The organism is Alishewanella sp. d11 (genome assembly GCF_049390205.1).
Lineage (GTDB): Bacteria > Pseudomonadota > Gammaproteobacteria > Enterobacterales > Alteromonadaceae > Alishewanella.
In genome coordinates, this window is the sequence record NZ_CP186547.1 from 3,173,253 (window position 1) to 3,193,488 (window position 20,236).

Genomic DNA, 20,236 nt, shown 5'->3' on the forward strand with positions numbered 1-20,236 from the left:
AGCTCCCCCTACAATGGCACCACCTATGTGATTTCAGCTGAAGTTGGGGCTATCTTGATGAATAAAAATGTTTTAACAAATGGGGTGGCATTATTGCTCGTGTTGGTGGGATGGGGTATCGAGCAACCTATTTTACTCAGTGTGGGGTTATTTGCGCTGGCTGGCGCGATCACCAATACCCTTGCTATTCATATGCTATTTGAAAAAGTGCCTTTTTTGTATGGCTCGGGTGTCATTCCTGAACGCTTTAGCGAGTTTAAAGCGGGGATCCAGCAATTGGTGATGACACAGTTTTTTAATGCACAAAATATCGAACGCTTTGTCGCCGACAATAGTAGCCAACAGCAGTTTGACTTTACGCCTGTAATTGAAGAAACCGACTTATCACCTGCGTTTACCGGTTTACTGAAAGTAGTGGAGCAGTCTTCTTTTGGTGGCATGTTAGCCATGTTTGGCGGCTCCGCAGTTTTACTGCCTTTGCAAGAACCTTTTATTGCCAAGCTAAAACTAGCCTTGGCAGACATTACGCAGACCGCAGAATTTCAGCAGCGTTTGCAGACTCAATTAGTCAAAGGAGCCCAGTCGCACAACTTAAGTGGGCAAATTGAACATATCGTGCAACAACGTTTGGATGAACTCACTCCCGAGTTAGTGAAAGAGATTATTCAAACCATGATCCGAGCGCATTTAGGCTGGTTGGTGATTTGGGGCGGTGTGTTTGGTGGCTTACTAGGGCTTATCGCGGCCTTGTTGCCGCTGTAATCGATAAGTGTGGTGTTATTGCTGAACTCGCGCTAAGACGCTAAGGTATGGCAATAACGTAGATAAAATAAGGTAATTATTATGAAGTTATCACTTGTGGCCAGTGTGATATTAACAGCAAGCTTGGTGTTGCCAGTAACGGCCAGTTCCTTGCCTACCTTAAAAGGTAATGAGCAGCTCTGGCTGCTTACGGCGAGCCAACAATTACTCAAAATCAACCCTAGCAAGCCGGATAATATATTAGCGCAAACCCCCTTAACGGGGTTAGCCGAAGGTGAGCGTCTAACTGGTATCGATTATCGTGTGGCGTATGGCGTTTTATTTGCGTTATCAAATAAAGGTCAACTCTACACCATAGATACTGAAACGGGGCAGCTTACTGCTGTTGGCACTGGCTTAGCCAGTGGTACCTTGCAAGATGCGCAATACGGTTTTGATTTTAATCCTGCGGCAGATCGGATTAGGGTTGTGAATGCTGCAGGGCAAAATCTGCGATTACATCCTGAAACCGGCGCACTGGCTTTTACCGATCCAGATCTGCAATATGCTGCAACGGACAGTCAAGCGGGTGTTAAGCCCACTATCGTTGCTGCGGCTTATACTTATAATCAACAAGACATAAAATTGACTACTAATTACGCCATCGATCAAGCGCTGGGTACCTTGGTGACCCAAGGCTCGGTGGAGGGTACTGAGCCGGTGATTTCGCCCAATACAGGGCAGCTCTTTACCGTGGGGTCTTTGGGTATTGCCAATTTGCAGCAGGTGTCTTTTGATATTTCGGATCTTACTAATCTGGCATTGCTTGCGGTGACAACGTCGGACGAGGCGGCTTCAATCCTGTATCAATTAGATTTAACCTCAGGGACTACATATCGGCTTGGGGTATTAGCGCAGGGTGAGCCACTGGTCGGGCTGGCGATTGAGCCTTAATTCCCTATAGGTGATTTTTCTACCAACAGCAAAAAAGCCCCAACAGGGGCTTTTAAACAGGCTTACTGTTCACTGAGTTTCAGTAATACTACTTTACATCAAAGCGGTCAGCGTTCATGACTTTGACGAAAGCTTTTACAAAGTCTTTTACAAATTTTTCTTTGTTATCGTCTTGTGCATACACCTCAGCATAAGAGCGTAATACTGAGTTTGAACCAAACACTAAGTCGACTCGGGTGGCGGTCCATTTCACGTTGCCCGTGCTACGCTCTACCAACTGATAGGAATTACGGCCAGTGGGTTTCCAGCTGAAAGCCATATCGGTCAGGTTAACAAAGAAATCATTGCTTAATACACCAACCTGATCGGTAAAGACGCCATGGCTGCTACCGCCAAAGTTTGTCCCTAGTACCCGCATACCGCCCACTAATACCGTCATCTCTGGTGCGGTTAAGCCCAGTAATTGGCTTTTATCCAGCATCAGTTCTTCTGGTTGCACCACATAATCCTTTTTCAGGAAATTGCGGTAGGCATCATGGATCGGTTCCAATACCTCAAAAGACTCAACATCTGTTTGTTCCTGTGTGGCATCACCTCGGCCAGGCGTAAAGGGTACGTTAATCGATACACCGGCTGCTTTGGCAGCTTGCTCAACCGCGGCAGAGCCACCCAGTACAATTAAGTCGGCGATACTAACCGGTTTTGTAAAGCCAGTTTGAATGGCTGTTAGCACAGCAAGGACTTTTTGTAAGCGGGCTGGCTCATTACCTTCCCAGTCTTTTTGTGGTGCTAGGCGAATGCGAGCACCATTGGCACCGCCGCGATAATCCGAACCACGGAAAGTGCGGGCGCTATCCCAAGCGGTGGCGACCAGTTCGCCTACACTTAACCCACTTTGCAGTATTTGCGCTTTTAGCTCGCTAATATCGCTTTCGGTTAGTGCTGCGTTACCTGCTGGCACGGGATCTTGCCAAATAAGCTCTTCGGCCGGCACATCTGGCCCTAAATAGCGGCTTTTCGGGCCTAAATCACGATGGGTTAGCTTAAACCAAGCGCGGGCAAAGACCTCTTCAAAATACGCTTGGTCACGATAAAAGCGTTCTGAGATTTTGCGATATTCTGGGTCCATTTTCATTGCCATGTCTGCATCCGTCATCATAGGCATACAGCGGATAGATTCATCTTCTACATCTACCGGCTTGTTTTCATCTTTAATGTTTACTGGCTGCCATTGCCAAGCACCGGCTGGGCTCTTGGTTAGCTCCCACTCGTGTTCTAACAGCATTTTAAAATAGCCATTATCCCACTTGGTCGGCTCACTGGTCCAAGCCCCTTCAATACCGCTGGTCACCGTATCACGGCCAATACCGCGGGTTTTGTGGTTATTCCAACCTAGGCCTTGTTCTTCAATATCTGCCGCTTCTGGCTCTGGCCCTAAGTTTTGTGCTTTGCCATTACCATGGGCTTTACCTACAGTATGACCGCCCGCGGTTAATGCTACGGTTTCTTCATCGTTCATGGCCATTCGGGCAAAGGTGACACGCACATCATGCGCAGTTTTCAGTGGATCTGGCTTGCCATCAACGCCTTCAGGGTTAACATAAATCAGACCCATCATCACCGCAGCTAGAGGATTTTCTAAATCGCGCTCGCCAGAGTAACGAGTACCTTCGCTGCCTGAGGGGGCTAACCAGGCTTTTTCAGAGCCCCAGTAAGTGTCTTTCTCTGGATGCCAAATATCCTCGCGGCCACCGGCAAAACCAAAGGTTTTAAAGCCCATTGATTCGTAAGCCATATTACCAGCCAAGATCATTAAATCGGCCCAAGACAGCTTATTGCCATATTTCTTTTTAATTGGCCACAGCAGGCGGCGGGCTTTGTCTAGGTTACCGTTATCTGGCCAGCTGTTTAGCGGCGCAAAACGTTGGTTACCCGTGCCAGCACCGCCACGGCCATCAGCGATACGGTAGCTACCGGCACTGTGCCACGCCATACGGATAAATAAACCACCGTAGTGGCCCCAGTCGGCAGGCCACCAGTCTTGGCTTTGCGTCATTAGGTTTTTCAGATCAGTCTTAACAGCTTCCAGATCGAGGGTTTTAAATGCTTCGGCATAATTAAAGTCGTCGCCTAGGGGATTGGTTTTGCGGTCATGTTGATGCAGGATGTCCAAATTCAGGGCATTCGGCCACCAGCTCATCACGCTATTGCTAGTTGCCGAATTGGCACCGTGCATTACCGGGCATTTACCTGCTGAGTTATTGTTGTTGTCCATCTGTCACTCCTGTTGGGTCGTTGCAAACATATTATTACGGTAAGGCCGTAAAATGATGTTTAAGACTATAGACCCTAAATGACAGTTTATACAGTGATTAAAATTGACTATCTTAATAGCTTTTATTAATTAAAGATGCCAACTTAAGCGGTTATTCGTTGTGCCAACGCACGCCATGGCGTTGAAAAATATCGGCTTCTCGGTTATACCAACGTCGGAACGGCTCCACATCAAAGCCATGCAATTTTGCTAAGTAGGCATAGCGCATGGACACCTTAAGCATATCAACAAAGCGCCAAACTTTACCGTAGGCAACAACAGCTAATTCAGGATGATCCGCTAATATATCAATTGCCTGCATAATACGATGTAAAGATCGCAGCTCTGCGGTTAATTCTGGGGTAATACACTGCTGCTTGCTGCTCATACGAAAGGTTCCTCAATGCCGACCGTACTAAGCTATCGGCGGCAGTGGCTGCAAATTTAATGTTGTTTTGCTAACCGCAAGGTCCATTTTGTTAAGTGGATTATTTGCCAGTCAATTTTTCAAGTATTACCCACGAAAAAAACTACAATCACGCTTGTGATCGAGCATTAGCGGCACAATTAAACAGGTTAAATCATTCATTCTGCGAGTTCCGCTTGTCTTTATTTGCTGCTGATGCCACTCGGGTGGCAGTATTACCTTGGATTGCCGGTTTTTTGAAACCGTATCGACTGCAAGTGGCTGCTGCGGTCAGCTTTTTATTGATTGGCTCTTTGGCTTGGTTGGCCTTAGGGCAGGGCGTTCGCCTTCTGGTGGATGAAGGCTTTGTCACCGCCAATACCGCCCGACTTAATCAGTTAACCTTTTTGGTATTAGGCATTACGCTTGTTGCTTCTGTGGCGGTCTTCCTACGTTTTTATTTTATGAGTTGGTTGGGTGAGCGGGTTAGTGCGGATATTCGCAATCGGGTTTATTCCCATATGCTTAGGTTATCCCCGGCGTTTTACAGTGAAACTCGCACGGGTGAAGTGATTTCGCGTTTCACCGCTGATACAACCTTACTGCAAACGGTAGTCGGATCTAGCTTCTCCATGGCGCTCCGCTCCGCGGTGACGGCAGTCGGTGGGTTAATCATGATGGCGTTGACCAGCTTTAAACTAACGGCCTTGGTCTTTATCGCTGTGCCATTAGTGTTAGTGCCCATTTTTACGCTAGGCAAAAAAGTTCGGCGGTTAGCCCGCGACAGTCAGGATCGTTTAGCCGATATCGGTGCTCACGTCGACCAAAGCTTACACGAAATTCATACCGTGCAATCTTATGGCCATGAAGTCGCGGATGAGCAGGTCTTTCGACAGAAGATCGAGGCTGTGATGAATGCAGCCAAAGGTCGGATTTTTTACCGAGCGTTATTAATTGGCTCGGTCATGTTGTTAAGTATCGGGGCAATCACCTTAGTCGCCTATGTTGGAGCATTGAGTGTGATTAATGGCACAGTCAGTCCTGGCCAGCTTACCGCCTTTTTATTCTATGCGGTGATGGTGGCAGGAGGGGTTGCGACCATCAGTGAAGTGATTGGCGAAGTGCAGCGTGCCGCTGGCGCGACTGAGCGCTTAATTGAATTAGCTACGATGCCGGTAGCTATTACCGCCCCCCTTCAACCAGTAAGTTTACCAACAAAAGTGAGTGGCGCTTTACGTTTGGAGGCGGTGAATTTTGCGTATCCGCAAGCGACAGAGCAGCAGGTGTTAACAGAGGTAAACCTCCAGATAAATCCGGGCGAAAGAGTCGCGTTGGTCGGCCCCAGTGGTGCGGGAAAAAGTACCTTATTTCAGTTATTACAACGTTTTTATGATGTGAACAGCGGCCAGATTTATCTTGATGACATTGCCTTAACCGCCTTATCACCGCAAGCGCTACGTAACCAATTTGCTTTAGTGCCACAAGACGCAGTGATATTTGCCGACTCCGTGACTGAGAATGTGCGCTATGGACGGCCTGATGCCAGTCTGGAGCAAGTTAAAGCGGCCTGTGTTGCTGCTCGGGCGGATGAATTTATTACACAGTTTACTCATGGCTATGCTACGCAATTAGGGGAACGAGGTGTGCGCTTATCGGGCGGGCAGAAACAGCGCATTGCGATTGCTCGTGCCATTTTGGCTGATCGACCGATCTTATTATTAGACGAAGCGACCAGTGCGCTGGATGCTGCTAGCGAGCACGCGGTAAAGCAAGCCTTAGATCTGGCGATGCAAAATCGCACGACCTTGATTATTGCTCATCGCTTAAGTACGGTGATGACGGCTGATCGAATTGTAGTGTTAGATAAGGGCCAAGTGATTGCCTGTGGCAGCCACAGTGAATTACTACAAGCTTGTCCCTTATATCGAGAGCTGGCAGAATTACAGTTATTGGCCTAAGTGGGAACCCCAGGGCGGATAAAAGGAGTATCCATGTTAACCTCAATCTTAGCGATCAGTCTTGGCGCATCTGCTGGTGCAGTACTGCGCTGGATCTTCGGTTCAGCCTTAAATCCAGTGTGGTCCGTTATGCCTCTGGGGACGTTGCTGGCTAATTTACTTGGCGGTTTACTGATCGGGTTAGCGTTGCCGTGGTTTGCACAGCAAACCACGTTGGCGCCGGAATGGCGGTTATTGATTGTGACCGGCTTCTTAGGTGGCTTAACCACCTTCTCGACCTTTTCGGCCGAGGTGTTGCATATGCTGCTGGAACAGAAAATTCATCAGGCTATTGCTACTGCAGCCGGTCATTTATTTGGATCCTTGGCGCTTACGGCGTTAGGTTATACATTGGTGCGTGCCTTTTACCGTTAGGTCTGATTTGTGTACACTGGTTAAAAATACAGTCTGACAGCTTGACCTTATCGCTCTATCATGTCAGCTAACGGCTTATCAGGATCTCGGTAAAGGATGTAACGTTATGCTCACTCCCGGTTTTATTGCTGCCCACAGCCATCGGCTGGAAGATCTCACCGATCTTGCCGTACAGCTATTAGCAACTTATCCATTAGACCCTTTAGCTGAAGAAATGATTTTGGTGCAATCAAACGGTATTGCCCAATGGTTAAAACAAGCCTTAGCGAGCCATACCGGTATTGCCACTATGCTGGACGTCACCTTGCCAGCGCGTTTGGTATGGCGAGCTTACCGCGCGGTACTGGGTGCCGATATCCCCAAACAATCTCCTTATGATAAAAGCCGCTTACGCTGGCGCTTGATGCGCTTGTTACCCGAGTTAATGGCGCAGAACCCCGCTTTTAGTGCGCTACAACGTTATGTCGCTCATGATCCTGATCAGCGTAAAGCTTTCCAGCTAAGTGATAAATTAGCCGATTTATTTGACCAATATCAGGTGTACCGCGCCGATTGGCTTGAGGCGTGGAGCCGTGGCGAAGCTGTTTTACTGCAAAATGGTAAGGCCATGCCGTTGCCCGAAGCACAACATTGGCAAGCCGCCTTATGGCAAGCCTTAGTGCAAGATATTGGTGCGGAGCAAATCTGTAGTAACCGTGCCGCCTTACATCAACGCTTTTTGCAAGAGGCCGCTAAACTCTCGGCCACTGGCCAACGGCCAACAGGGATCCCGCCACGGATTTTGGTATTTGGTATTTCGTCACTACCCAAGCAAACCCTAGAGGTATTGCATGCCTTAAAAGGCGTGACGCAGGTCGTACTGTGCGTGCATAACCCTTGTAAATACCACTGGGCGGATATTGTGGATGGCCGTGAATTGCTTAATCAATACGCTAAACCGCGTTTTAATGCAAAAAATCCGCGCCAAGCCAGTTTGGTCAGTCAGGCGGAATTACATCAATTTGCTCAACCCTTGCTGGCCTCTTGGGGGAAGCAGGGGCGCGATTATATTCGACTATTAGACGAGTTTGATGAAACCAGCCTGAAAGCGGCAGCGTTCAACGATCTGCGTTTTGATCTTTTTGATGAAATGCCCGCCGATTACCTGTTAACGCAACTACAAAGCGATATTCTTAATTTACGGCCGGTAGCAGAGAGCCAACAGCTTTGGCCAGCACTTGCCGCCACAGATGATTCTATAGTGTTACAGCGCTGCCATAGCCCGCAACGCGAAGTCGAGGTGTTACATGACCATTTATTAGCGGCTTTTGCAGCAGATCCGCACTTGCAACCGCGCGATATTATGGTGATGGTGCCCGATATCAATAGTTATGCACCTTATATCGATGCGGTTTTTGGGCGTCTTGCCAAAGATGATCCGCGTTTTATTCCTTATACCTTGGCAGATCAAGGGTTACGGCAACGCGCCCCGATGCTACAGGCGCTGGAGCTTATTTTAACGGCACCGCAGCAACGTTTTACACAAAGTGATATTTTCGATTTGCTGCATATACCTGCCGTGCAACGCCGTTTTGGCCTTACTCAGTTACAAGTTCAGCAGTTACAACAATGGAGTATAGCGGCGGGCGCGCGCTGGGGCTTACATGCACAGCATCGATTAAGTTTAGGGCTGGACTATCCCTATAGTGAAAACAGTTGGCAGTTTGCGGTAAACAGGATGCTATATGGTTTTGCCGTGGGCACGGGTGAACCGGTTGCTGCGGGTGCGAAGCAGGCGTTTTGGCAAGATGTCGAGCCCTATGCCGAAGTCACAGGGTTAGCAGCACAGGCAGCCGGCGCCTTAACTGAGCTGCTGCATGTATTGGATGATTACTGGCAAGCGCTGGCGCAAAGTCGTACGCCAGAGCAGTGGTATCACCTATTATTGGCGTTATTGGAACAATTATTTTTGCCGGATAGCGACGCTGACTTTTTATTATTAAATCGCCTGCGTGATGCCTTAGATGAGTGGGTTAACAGTACCACGGAAGCGGAGTTTCAGGCAGAGCTGCGCTATAACATCGTCCTAGAGGTCTGGTTAGCTGCCGTAGATGAGCCTAACCTACAACAGCGCTTTATGGCGGGTAGCGTTAACTTTGCCACCTTGATGCCAATGCGGGCCATCCCATTTAAACGGATCTGCTTACTGGGTATGAATGATAGCGATTATCCGCGCGCTAGCCCTAAGTCTGACTTTGACTTGATGGCGCAGCATTATCGGCCGGGTGATCGCTCCAGACGCGAAGATGACCGCTATTTATTTTTAGAAGCCATGCTCTCGGCTAGACAGCAGTTCTACATTAGTTGGGTCGGCATGAGTGCGCAGGATAACAGTGAGCAGCCGCCTTCGGTGCTGGTAGGACAATTACTGGACCATCTTAGCGCTATCTGGGGTAAATCCAGTATCGAGCAGCTGATCCTCAATCACCGATTACAACCTTTTGCCGCCAGTTACTTTTTAGCAGAAGAGCCACGTTATTTTAGCTATGCCAAAGAATGGCTCAGCATTCATACCGCGGCGCAAATGCCAGCAGCGCACTTACCACAGAATGCGCCAACCAATTCGGCGTTTACGGTGTTAGCGGATTTTTCTGCAGAAGCGGCCTTTGCATTGGCCGACCTTAATACCTTAATCCGGGAGCCAGCTCAGTTGCTGGCTCGACGCCGCTTAGGGGTCTTTTTAAATGAGGCTGACTACGAGCAAGCTGATGCGGAAACCTTTAGTAGTGATGGCTTAACGGCTTGGCAAATCAAAGATGAATTAATGCAAACTTTGCTCTTTGCCAAGGCGATGCAGCAAAATGAGCATCCCGCATCGCCAGTTGTAACGACTTTACAAACCACGGCAGAAGTGGAGCTACTGCTAGAGGAACGTGTTAACCGACTGCGTCGGCGCGGCCATCTGCCATACAAGCATGGTGCTGATCACGTACTGGCACAGAGTAAAGCCGCCGTACTCACGATCTTTGATTACTACCAACAGCATTGTCCTGATCCTTCTGCCTTGGTTAAGCCCAAACGCTATGAATTGCACTTTCAACTGCGTGGCCAGCAGCAGTCGCTCACTTATGTGTTAGCGGATGAGCTAACTGGGCTTTATCAGCAAGGGCCTGTTGGCTATCTGCAGTTGGAGCTAAAGGTCAGCAAAGTGGCGGAGCAAAAACCACGTAGTGTCAGTTATACCTGGCGTAATCTCGTCTCAGGTTACCTAAAGCACCTATTTGCCAGTGCGGTATTAACAGAGCGGGTGACGACAGTGATCATCGGCGAAGATGGGGTGTTGACGTTAGCCCCATTAGCCGAGGAACCGGCCTTGGCACAGCAACAGGCACAGCTATTATTAGAGCAACTTATGCAAATCTTAGCCGAGGCGTTAACCACGCCATTACCGGTGGCTTTAGCGCTAGCAGAAGTGTGGTGGAAACAGGGCGAGAAGGGCCTTAACGCTGAGGTGTTAGATAAAGCCTATTTGGGTGATCAGCACAATGACGGACAAATTAACAAATTACCTTATCTGGCGCGCTATTTTAGCGATGGCAACAGCTTACTCCAGCATAATTTAACCGATTATGCACAGCGTCTGTATCAGCCTTTTTTCAGTTTATTGCAAACCGCCAGTGTCGAAGCGTTAGCAGGAGAGTCCGCATGAGTATTGCGCTAGATACGCCGTTACAGCTCCCCCTGAACGGCAGTGTGCTGATTGAAGCCAGTGCGGGAACAGGCAAAACCTTTACTATCGCTGCGCTGTATGTGCGTTTTATTTTAGCGCATCTACCGAGACTGCACGCGCCTGCAACCCGTGATCGCCCGCTGTTACCGGCGGATATTCTAGTGGTGACCTTTACCAAAGCCGCCACCGCGGAGTTAAAAGATCGGATCCGTAAGCGGCTCGTTCAAGCCGCAGTGGTATTCCGCAGCCAGGGTTCAGATAATGCGGAGTCTGATGCTTTCTTAAGTGCTTTAAAAGCCGAGTTTGCTCCCGAGCTTTGGCCTGAATGCGGTTATCTATTACAAATGGCCAGTGAAGCGATGGATGAAGCCAGTGTGAAAACCATCCACAGCTGGTGTCAAACCGTGCTGCGTGAGCATGCTTTTAATAGCGGCAGTTTATTTAGCCAGCAATTAGTCACCGATCTTGCGCCCTATAAAATAGAAGCGGTGAGGGATTATTGGCGAAATTTCTTTTATCCTCTGACCGCAGAACATTATGCCCTGATCACCAAACTCTGTGTTAAACCAGAGCAACTTCTTGAGCAAATTACTGGGCTTTGGGATCTGGCAAGCGCAGAGATGCAACCCCTTTGCATGGCAACCTTGTTAACAAAAGCTCAAGCTGCGCGTGAACAGCAGCTGACCAAGGCGCATACTGAGTGGCAGGGTTTGTTACCAGATTATTTTGAGTTAATTGATAACGCCGATGCGAATAACTGGTTTGCCAAGCCGCGCACGCACAATGCGAAAAAAGCCCGTAAAGATTTTGCAAACCTTGCAACATGGGTAGCGTTAGCGCCAGAGCAAGCGCTCCAACAGCTACCAGAGTTATCTGATACCTTTTGTAAAAACTACGGCAGCGAGTTTTTGGCGCATTACACTGGGCCTGCTTTAGTCAGCCATTACCCTGAAGCACTGTTAGCTCTGCAACAGTTGTTATTACAAACACTTGAAATTAAGTCAGGTTTACTGCAACACGCGGTAAGTTGGTGTAAAGCTCGCTTTGAGCAGCACTTAGCGCGCGAGGCCTTGTTAGGGTTTGACGATATTATTCAACAGACTCGCCGTGCGGTATGCAGTGAACAAGGCGCGGCGCTCGCGAGTATTTTACGTACGCAATATCCGGTAGCCTTAATTGATGAGTTTCAGGATACCGATCCTGCCCAGTACAGTATTTTTAATGCCGTTTATCAGATTGCCGCAAACCGTGCAGATCTCGCTGTATTTTTAATCGGCGATCCCAAACAAGCTATTTATGCATTTCGTGGCGCTGATATTTTTACCTATCTGCAAGCACGGCGTGATACTTCGGGACGGCATTTTACCTTGGAAGTAAATTTCCGCTCCACCACGGCGTTAGTGGCAGGAGCAAATGCCATTTTCGCCCATGCCGAGGCACATGCTCCAGCCAAAGCTTTTTTGTTTAATGGCGCCAGAGGCAACGAAGTGCCTTTTCATGCCGTGCGGGCAAACGGCGTAGCGGAAGCCTTACAACTAAACGGGCAACCCTTAACGCAGGCAATACAATGCTGGACCGCAACGTTGCCGCAATTACAAGAAGGGGGGGTAGCAGAGAAAGCGATTAGCAAGACGCTGTATCGACAAAGTATGGCCAGCGCCTTCAGCGATTACATTGCACTACTGTTAACTCAAGCTGCGAAGGGCAAAACCGGCTTTCTGAAACCCGCAACAGAGACCCAAGTCGCTCAGTTTCGCCCGCTACAAAGCAAAGATATTGCTATTTTAGTTGCTACCCATCACGAAGGGCATTTAATGCAGCGTGAGTTGAGAAAGCGTGGTTTAGCCAGTGTGTATTTATCAGATCGTAACTCTGTATTTGATACCGAAGTTGCCCGCGACTTATTAACCGTTTTGATGGCGTGCGCAGATCCTGCTGATAAAAAAGCCTTACTGAATGCGCTCTATACCCGACTGTTAGCGGTGTCGTTAACGGAACTGGATACCTTACAACACGATGATCTGCAGTGGGATAACCGAGTCGGGCAGTTTTATCAATTTGCGGCTTGTTGGCAGCAACAGGGTGTGTTGGCCATGATTCGTCAATTGCTGCAGCACTTTCAGATTGCCGAGCGGTTATTGCAAGCGGAGCATGCTGCGGTAGCTGGCGAGCGCTACATAACTGATCTGCTCCATCTGGCAGAACTTTTACAGCAGGCTTCAGCCAAACTGGAAGGGCCGCAAGCCTTACTGCGTTTTCTAGAAGAACATATATATCAGCGCGATAATCTGGCACAACCTGCAGCAGAACAAGTGGTCAGGTTGGAAAGTGATGCCGAGCTGATACAAATTGTGACGATTCATAAATCGAAAGGTTTGGAATATCCCTTAGTATTTTTACCCTTTATCAGTTTATGCCGGCCGATCTCCGAACAAGATGCCGTGTTTAATTATCATGATGCTACCGACCAACCTTGTCAGAGTATTGTTGCTGAATCCGCTATAGTACAACGAGCTGATCAAGAGCGATTAGGCGAAGATATCCGGAAACTCTATGTCGCAGTGACCCGAGCTAAGTTTGCTTGCTGGCTAAGTTTAGCCCCAACGGGCGAGTGGCAACAGAGTGCACTGGCTTATCTGGTTGGCGCACGTGAGGCAGTAAACCCTGCTGACCTGCTCACTCATGCAGCACAGGTATTTGCTCGCGCCGCTATCAGCTTAGCCCCTTTGCCTATTAACGCTAGCCCACAGTTATATCAACCTACAGCAGCCGCAGTGGCACAACCGGTGTTTTCGGCTCGTCAGATGCCCACAGGACATCGTTTTACCCCTTGGTGGGTAGCGAGCTATTCAGCCTTAAAATATGGTGCTATGCGTCAAGCAGAGAGTGCCAAAGAAGATCTTTTGTTAGAAGAGCAAGCAGAGGGATCTGCTGAGCTCATCCAGAACGAACGAGACCTTTTGCCAGTCACGTCTCCTGCTGCAGAGCTTGCCGAACAGGCAAGCTTGCACCACTTACCGCGAGGCGCCGGGCCAGGTACCTTTTTACACAATTTATTGCAGGATGTTGCGGAGGAAGGTTTTGCGGCCGTGGCGAACAACCCGCAGCTACGCGCACAGCTGTTAGCTAAGCGGTGTCGACATGGCAGTTGGTTAGCACTTAAGCCGTTATTAGACAATTGGTTAGCCAGTTACCTTAAAACGCCCTTTGCTTTGCCAGATGGCGGCAGTATTACTTTGGCGCAATTGCAGCAGTATAAAGCAGAGCCGGAATTTTGGTTTGCCGTGAATCAAGTCAGTGCCACGCAGTTAGATGATTTAGTCAGTCAACAGGTACTGCCAAATTTCGCTAGGCCTCGGCTACAACCTAACTATTTAAACGGTATGCTAAAGGGGTTTATTGATTTAGTGTTTGAACATCAAGGGCGCTATTACGTGGTGGATTATAAGTCGAACTATCTTGGGCCAGATGATCAGGCCTATAGCTCACATGCCATGCGCGAGAAGATTTTAGCCAGTCGTTATGATATGCAATATGTGTTGTATACCTTGGCGTTACATAAGCTGTTAAAAGCGCGTTTAAACACAGCGTATTGTTACGATAGCCATGTAGGTGGTGTCTTGTACTTATTTTTGCGTGGTCAGCATGCCAGCACGGCTGGCGTTTTTACTGATAAACCGCCGCGCAGTTTAATTGAACATTTGGAGCAGTATTTAAGCCAAGCACCGCAAGCAGATCCGTTAGCACTGAGCAAGGAGCTAGCCGATGCATAAGCCAATGGTTATCACCGATTATTCGCCGCAAGCGCTATTGACCTTACTATCCCAATGGCAGCAAGCAGGCTGGCTGAGCCAGCTAGATGTGGCTTTCGCACGCTTTTTATGGCAAAACGCTGAGGCGATGTCTGCTGACGCGCCAACACAGATTAATAGCACAACCTTATTGCTGGCTGCGTTAGTGTCGCAGCAGGTTGCCGCGGGGCATGTGTGTTTACCCTTAGACAGACTCTTAACCTCACCGTTGGTGTTAGCACCCAAAGCCTTTCGAGGTGACAGTGCATTTGACGATTCGCTCGCCAATCCAGCAGATTTATTAGCAGGCTTAACGCTAAGCGATGTAGTAGAAGCTCTGCGACAAAGTGGTGTGGTGTTAGAGGCCGATCACCTTTCGTCACCAGACACACTGTTGCCTTTGGTGCTGCATCGACAGGCATTGTATTTGTACCGTTATTGGTCGTACGAGCAAACTATTGCGACTGACTTACGTCAGTTAATGTTTGCTAAGGCTTTAACCGTTACGGCGTCGGCTGAACTCAGGCAGTACCTAGAAGAACTCTTTCCCTCTGTTGCCTTGCCCAGTACATCGCCAGCAGAAAGTAATGCCTTTGGTCGGGTTAATTGGCAAAAACTGGCCTGCGCGAATACGTTACGAAGCCAGTTCAGTATTATTACCGGTGGGCCGGGGACGGGTAAAACCTTTACGGTGGTGCGTTTATTAGCGCTGTTACAACGTTTACAACTGGCGACTCATGGCAGCCCCTTACTGATTAAACTGGCTGCGCCAACCGGCAAAGCCGCAGCACGCCTTAAAGAGTCGATACAGGGCGCGTTGGCCAGTTTAAACAGCTTACCTGCTGCATGGCAGCCGGCGCTTTCGCAAATAAGTGCGGATAGTTCAACCTTGCATAAATTGTTAGGCGTGCAAGCAGCAAGTCGACAATTCAAGCATCACCGCGCTAAGCCTTTAGCCTTGGATGTGCTTATTGTTGATGAAGCCAGTATGGTCGATATCGAGTTAATGCAAGCCTTGTTAGCGGCTTTACCGCCAACCGCGCGCTTGATTTTTTTAGGTGATAAAGATCAATTAGCCTCCGTCGAAGCAGGGGCAGTACTAGGGCAATTATGCGAGGGCGCTGAGAGGGGAGGTTATCAGTCAGCGAGCTTTAATTACTTACAACAATTTAGTGATGCGCCCCTTCCGAAGACATTGCTCCAGCTCGATGGGCCTATGCATTTGCAACATGTGGTGATGTTAAGAGAAAGCCGACGTTTTACTGCTCAAAGTGGCATAGGCGCCTTGGCTAGGGTTATCAATCAGGCCGATATTTCGGCTTTAACCCCGCTATTTAACAACGGTCGCTATCAGGATCTGCAGCTGTTAGCCACACAAGACCAAACCGCGGAATCGCTTGCGCCAATGAGCTGGCAAGAGACGCTCATTCCTGCGCTAAAACAGTTGTGCCAGCAGGGGTTTGCCGGCTATTGGCAAGCCATCCAAGCACGGCCTGTTGCGGGCTGTACGCCAGAACAAATGGATAGTTGGGCGCGCACGGTGTTAAAAGCCTATCAAGGTTTTCAATTATTAACCCCAGTTCGCGAGGGACCTTTTGGCGTTAAGGGCTTAAATGAGTTAGTACAAAACAGCTTGAGTTTTCTACCTGCAGCCAAAGCCAATCATGATCGCGGTTGGTATGAGGGACGGCCGGTGATGATTACTGCCAATGATTACAACTTAAATTTACGAAATGGCGATGTGGGTATGGTGCTGATCTCGCCAATTGATGGCCAAAAACGTGCCGTGTTTATCGACAGCGATGATCGGGTACGTTGGATCTTACCAAGCCGCTTAACCGAAGTAGAGACCGTGTTTGCGATGACGGTGCATAAATCGCAGGGTTCGGAGTTCAGCCACACCGTGATGATCCTACCCGAACGCGATAATTCTGTATTAAGTCGTGAGTTAATTTACACCGGTATCACCCGAGCAGCTAAGCAACTGACATTAGTGGTTCCGAATTGGTCGGTATTAGTGAATGCCATAACACGCAAGACGGTTCGAGCCGGCGGTTTAAGATTTGGCGAATAACGAGCGATACGCTGTTATGCCATAACATGCAAAACTAGTTAGCCTACTAGCGCGTACAAATAGCTATTCTTGCACCTTGATGGAAAGTTATGTCGAATAACAATGTTAAACCCAATACCAGTTCTAAAGTACCTGCCAACCGCTTATCACGCTTTGGTAGTTTAGCTTCTTTAGCCAGTCGTGTGGCCGGTGGTATGCTGGCGGAAGGTGCGAGACAATTGGCCAAAGGCAATATTCCGGCCAAAAAAGACATGTTGCTCACCCCAGGAAATGCTAAACGGGTGGCCGACCAGTTGGCGCATTTGCGAGGCGCTGCAATGAAAGTGGGGCAGCTGTTGTCGATGGATGCGGGGGATATGCTACCACCGGCTTTAGCTGATCTGTTGTCGCGCTTACGTGCCAGTGCCAATCCCATGCCCGTTAAGCAACTGGCTTTGGTGCTTAAAACCGAATGGGGTGAGAATTGGCAGCGTCATTTTAGCGATTTTACGTTTGTGCCTTTAGCTGCAGCGTCGATTGGTCAAGTACATCAGGCTTATCATGATAATGGCAAACGCCTTGCCGTAAAAATCCAGTATCCTGGTATCAAAGAGAGCATCGACAGCGATGTGGATAACGTGGCGACGCTGCTTCGGATCAGTGGTTTGGTTCCCAAAGGCGTTGATTATCAACAGTTATTGGCAGAAGCTAAAACCCAGTTAAAAGCCGAAGCAGACTATCTGCAGGAAGCCGCTTATTTGCAACGTTATCGCCAGCATTTAGCCAAAAATCCGCATTTTTTAATCCCTGAACCGGACATGTCGCTGAGTACAGCTAACATATTGGTAATGAGTTATGTGGATGGCGAGCCGATTGAAGCGCTGGGCGATCTAACTCAGGTTGAACGTGATAGGGTTATGACCCTGTTATTTGAACTGCTGTTTCGAGAGCTATTTGAGTTTAAACTCGTCCAAACCGATCCCAATTTTGCTAACTACCAATATAACCTCAGTACTCAGCAATTGGTGTTACTGGATTTTGGCGCCTGTCGCCAATACAGTGATAATTTTAGCCAAGGCTATCGTCAATTATTTTCTGCAGCATTAAAGCAAGATCAGCCAGCAATGGCTGCAGCCTTGACCCGTATCGGCTTTTTTAGTCAGGCTATCTTACCTCAGCAACAACAGGCAGTACTGCAGCTAGTGCAGTTAGCTTGCGAACCCTTGCAGCACAACAGTGCCTTTGATTTTGGTAGCAGTGATTTAGCATTACGGGTACGAGAAGCGGGGACGGCGTTAAGTATGCAACAAAATTATTGGCATAGCCCACCTGCTGATGCCATTTTTTTGCACCGCAAAATGGGCGGTCTATACCTGCTAGCAGCACGTTTAAAAGCCAGAGTTAACATTAGAGCCTTGCTAGAACCATACTTAGCTCTATACTGAATACGACCATAATAGTCTTTATATTCTCTTCATTTAGGCAAATTATTTTTATCTGCCGCAAGTTGCACAACCTTAATCGTCATTAAAAAAGTGAATAAAAGGTGTGCAACTTGACAGCATTATAATATGCAGCCATTATAAGACATATGAGACATTGATATTCTGTAATTTGAGGTGCGTATGCCAATTCCTGTAACGATTGCAGATGACTCTGCACTATCACGAAAAATGATTCGACGTAACCTACCTGAACATTGGGATGCGGAAATTAACGAAGCGACTAATGGTAAAGAAGCATTATTAGCAGTGGAGGCAGGGAAAGCGGATGTGCTGTTTTTAGACTTACAAATGCCGGAAATGGACGGTTATCAGGTGTTGCGTACTTTACGTGACCATCATGAAAAAACCGTCGTCATTGTGATTAGTGCAGATATTCAACCCGAAGCCGTTGCCTTAGTTAATTCATTGGGGGCGTTTCGCTTTCTTAAAAAACCGCTTGTCGCTGCAGAATTGCATAAAGCGCTTTCTGAAGTGGGGTTATTATGAATGCGCTACTTAATGAAGAGCAACGAGATGCGCTACAAGAATTAATGAATATTTCTATGGGGCAAGCTGCTAATGCCCTTGCTAGATTAATTGAAACGCGAATTACCTTATCTATTCCAAAAATTGTTGCTGCAACACCAGCAGAATTTTCAGCTTTACTTAGCCAGAATGATGCTTGTTGGTTTACGCGGCAATCTTTTATGGGCACGGTTAACGGTGAAGCCCTGACGATTTTAACCAAAGACGGTTGCGAAGCCTTAGCCGAAGCCATGGGTTATGATCTGCCGCTGTCGGAAGCAAGTGGTCGGGAGTTAGTGCTTGAACTGGCAAATATTTTGGCTGGCGCATGTTTATCCGGTTTTGCTGAACAGCTTGAACTAGCTGCCAAGTTGAATATGCCAACACTTTATACACCGGAAGTCACTAATAACGGCATAGATCAATTTCGTTGGGTTTCGACATTGTTACTCGAGGTTGAGTTTAGTGTTGACTGCTCTAAGTTTGATTCAAAAGTGATTATTTGTTTAGAACCACGTTCCGTAGAAACCTTACTGTCCAGTATTCAACGTTTATTGGAGTAACCTATGATTTCTCCAGAGACATTTACCAATGTAATTAAAAAATTACCTTTAGGTATTTGTGTACTGGATACCCGTTTTCATATTCTGTATTGGAATGATTTTTTTACTGCCAGGTTGGCCCTAACTGAAGACGCAACCGGTAAATCCATTCTTGATTTATTTCCAGAGCAAGCCGTTTTTTTAAAGAAAAAACTAAATAGTGCTGTTGTGCTAAATAACAGCAGTTTTTCTTATTGGGAACATCGCCCACATATTTTTCAGTTTAATAGTAGTAGGCCTATCACCGGTGAAGAGACGTTAATGTTTCAGAACCTTGAGATTGTGCCGCTAGATGTTGAGCAAGGTGAAGTACGAACGCTTTGTCTTATTTTACAGGATGTTACGGAGCAGGCTAGCTATTTGCAAGCACAGAAAAACCTCTCGGCGCAGCTTGAACTGCAATATCAAGAACAGGCACTACTGTTAAAGCAACTAAAAACTACCCAATCACAATTACTGCATGCCGACAAAATGGCGTCGATAGGTCAGCTAGCAGCGGGCATGGCGCATGAAATTAATAACCCTCTAGGATTTATAAACTCCAACTTGCAAAGTCTAGATGATTATATGAACAAGATAATCAAAGCCTTAGACTTTTCAGATAAATTGCTGAATAAAGTTGATGACAAGATAATCCTAAAGTTAAAAGAAGATTTTTTTAATCGCGTTCAAGTGGATTTTGTGAAAGAAGATGCGCCAGCATTATTGCAAGAATGTTTAGAAGGTATTGGTCGAGTTAGTACTATTATTAAGAATTTAAAAGTCTTTTCGCATGTTGATAACACCAGTTGGCAAAGTTGTGACCTACGCGAAATAATCGACAGCACCCTAAGTATGCTGAGTAATGAATTGAAATATAAGGTTAATTTGCATTTGAATTATGCAGCCACCGACCCTTTTATCCAATGTCAGCCTGTGCAGATTAACCAAGTATTACTGAATATTCTTAATAATTCTGTACAGGCTATGGTTGAAAAAGGCGATATTTGGATTGATTTACTACAACAAGAGCAGGTACTAAGTTTAATTGTCAAAGACAATGGTGCGGGTATTCCCGCAGATGTATTACCTAAAGTGTTTGAGCCATTTTTCACAACTAAAGATGTAGGTGCTGGATCTGGTTTAGGTTTATCAATGGCATATAGTGTTATTCAGCAACACCAGGGTCAAATTAGTTTACAAAGTGAAGTTGGCATAGGGACTACCATACGCATTGACTTTCCTTTTGCTGCGAATTTCTCGTTCAGCGCTGTGTCCTCAGCAACCGCAGAGGAAGGGGTTTAAA

The 20,236-nt window shown here is 47.5% G+C and carries 13 protein-coding genes; 11 read left to right on the forward strand and 2 right to left on the reverse strand.

All coding sequences use genetic code 11. The features are described 5' to 3' along the window. Window positions 1-57 precede the first annotated feature (57 nt). Together ACO1PK_RS14365 and ACO1PK_RS14370 are read left to right on the forward strand one after the other, a co-directional pair. Window positions 58-762, forward strand: coding sequence for a DUF445 domain-containing protein (locus ACO1PK_RS14365; RefSeq protein WP_423186293.1), 705 nt, complete (start codon window positions 58-60; stop codon window positions 760-762). 81 nt (window positions 763-843) lie between these two features. Continuing rightward, complete coding sequence (locus tag ACO1PK_RS14370; protein WP_423186294.1) at window positions 844-1,695, forward strand: DUF4394 domain-containing protein; 852 nt, start codon at window positions 844-846, stop codon at window positions 1,693-1,695. A gap of 88 nt (window positions 1,696-1,783) precedes the next feature. On the opposite strand, the gene katG is transcribed toward ACO1PK_RS14370, so the two are convergent. Then, window positions 1,784-3,970 (reverse strand): catalase/peroxidase HPI, encoded by a 2,187-nt coding sequence (gene katG / locus ACO1PK_RS14375; protein WP_423186295.1) that lies wholly within the window; start codon window positions 3,968-3,970, stop codon window positions 1,784-1,786. A 151-nt stretch (window positions 3,971-4,121) separates the two neighbouring features. Further along, window positions 4,122-4,397: a hypothetical protein gene (locus tag ACO1PK_RS14380; protein ID WP_423186296.1), complete on the reverse strand. Its 276-nt coding sequence runs from the start codon at window positions 4,395-4,397 to the stop codon at window positions 4,122-4,124. A gap of 215 nt (window positions 4,398-4,612) precedes the next feature. On the opposite strand from ACO1PK_RS14380, the gene ACO1PK_RS14385 reads away from it, so the two are divergent. From ACO1PK_RS14385 to ACO1PK_RS14425, 9 genes are all read left to right on the forward strand, one after another. Then, the gene (locus ACO1PK_RS14385; RefSeq protein ID WP_423186297.1) at window positions 4,613-6,373 is read left to right on the forward strand and encodes an ABC transporter transmembrane domain-containing protein; all 1,761 of its coding nucleotides are present in this window, start codon (window positions 4,613-4,615) and stop codon (window positions 6,371-6,373) included. A gap of 33 nt (window positions 6,374-6,406) precedes the next feature. Then, the gene (gene crcB, locus ACO1PK_RS14390; protein ID WP_423186298.1) at window positions 6,407-6,787 is read left to right on the forward strand and encodes a fluoride efflux transporter CrcB; all 381 of its coding nucleotides are present in this window, start codon (window positions 6,407-6,409) and stop codon (window positions 6,785-6,787) included. Between the two features lie 106 nt (window positions 6,788-6,893). After that, a complete protein-coding gene (gene recC / locus ACO1PK_RS14395) occupies window positions 6,894-10,475 on the forward strand; it encodes an exodeoxyribonuclease V subunit gamma (protein WP_423186299.1) in 3,582 nt (1,193 codons plus the stop codon). Beyond that, window positions 10,472-14,269, forward strand: coding sequence for an exodeoxyribonuclease V subunit beta (recB, locus tag ACO1PK_RS14400; protein WP_423186300.1), 3,798 nt, complete (start codon window positions 10,472-10,474; stop codon window positions 14,267-14,269). The genes recC and recB overlap by 4 nt, the downstream gene beginning before the upstream one ends. Then, on the forward strand, window positions 14,262-16,361 hold the full coding sequence (gene recD, locus ACO1PK_RS14405) for an exodeoxyribonuclease V subunit alpha (RefSeq protein ID WP_423186301.1): 2,100 nt from the start codon (window positions 14,262-14,264) through the stop codon (window positions 16,359-16,361). The genes recB and recD overlap by 8 nt, the downstream gene beginning before the upstream one ends. Before the next feature lie 89 nt (window positions 16,362-16,450). After that, complete coding sequence (locus tag ACO1PK_RS14410) at window positions 16,451-17,785, forward strand: ABC1 kinase family protein (protein WP_423186302.1); 1,335 nt, start codon at window positions 16,451-16,453, stop codon at window positions 17,783-17,785. 180 nt (window positions 17,786-17,965) lie between these two features. Beyond that, window positions 17,966-18,331, forward strand: coding sequence for a response regulator (locus tag ACO1PK_RS14415; RefSeq protein ID WP_423186303.1), 366 nt, complete (start codon window positions 17,966-17,968; stop codon window positions 18,329-18,331). Beyond that, complete coding sequence (locus ACO1PK_RS14420) at window positions 18,328-18,912, forward strand: chemotaxis protein CheC (RefSeq protein ID WP_423186304.1); 585 nt, start codon at window positions 18,328-18,330, stop codon at window positions 18,910-18,912. The genes ACO1PK_RS14415 and ACO1PK_RS14420 overlap by 4 nt, the downstream gene beginning before the upstream one ends. Before the next feature lie 3 nt (window positions 18,913-18,915). Beyond that, window positions 18,916-20,235 carry an ATP-binding protein gene (locus tag ACO1PK_RS14425; RefSeq protein ID WP_423186305.1) on the forward strand — a complete coding sequence of 440 codons (1,320 nt, stop codon included), beginning with the start codon at window positions 18,916-18,918 and terminating at the stop codon, window positions 20,233-20,235. Window position 20,236 lies beyond the last annotated feature (1 nt).

Excerpts from the sequence above, each read along its gene's own strand:
- ACO1PK_RS14365 (WP_423186293.1), top strand. The coding sequence starts at position 58 with ATGAATAAAAATGTTTTAACAAATGGGGTGGCATTATTGCTCGTGTTG.
- recB (WP_423186300.1), top strand. The coding sequence starts at position 10,472 with ATGAGTATTGCGCTAGATACGCCGTTACAGCTCCCCCTGAACGGCAGT.
- recC (WP_423186299.1), top strand. The coding sequence starts at position 6,894 with ATGCTCACTCCCGGTTTTATTGCTGCCCACAGCCATCGGCTGGAAGAT.
- crcB (WP_423186298.1), top strand. The coding sequence starts at position 6,407 with ATGTTAACCTCAATCTTAGCGATCAGTCTTGGCGCATCTGCTGGTGCA.
- recD (WP_423186301.1), top strand. The coding sequence starts at position 14,262 with ATGCATAAGCCAATGGTTATCACCGATTATTCGCCGCAAGCGCTATTG.
- ACO1PK_RS14420 (WP_423186304.1), top strand. The coding sequence starts at position 18,328 with ATGAATGCGCTACTTAATGAAGAGCAACGAGATGCGCTACAAGAATTA.
- katG (WP_423186295.1), bottom strand. The coding sequence starts at position 3,970 with ATGGACAACAACAATAACTCAGCAGGTAAATGCCCGGTAATGCACGGT.
- ACO1PK_RS14380 (WP_423186296.1), bottom strand. The coding sequence starts at position 4,397 with ATGAGCAGCAAGCAGCAGTGTATTACCCCAGAATTAACCGCAGAGCTG.
- ACO1PK_RS14415 (WP_423186303.1), top strand. The coding sequence starts at position 17,966 with ATGCCAATTCCTGTAACGATTGCAGATGACTCTGCACTATCACGAAAA.
- ACO1PK_RS14370 (WP_423186294.1), top strand. The coding sequence starts at position 844 with ATGAAGTTATCACTTGTGGCCAGTGTGATATTAACAGCAAGCTTGGTG.
- ACO1PK_RS14410 (WP_423186302.1), top strand. The coding sequence starts at position 16,451 with ATGTCGAATAACAATGTTAAACCCAATACCAGTTCTAAAGTACCTGCC.
- ACO1PK_RS14425 (WP_423186305.1), top strand. The coding sequence starts at position 18,916 with ATGATTTCTCCAGAGACATTTACCAATGTAATTAAAAAATTACCTTTA.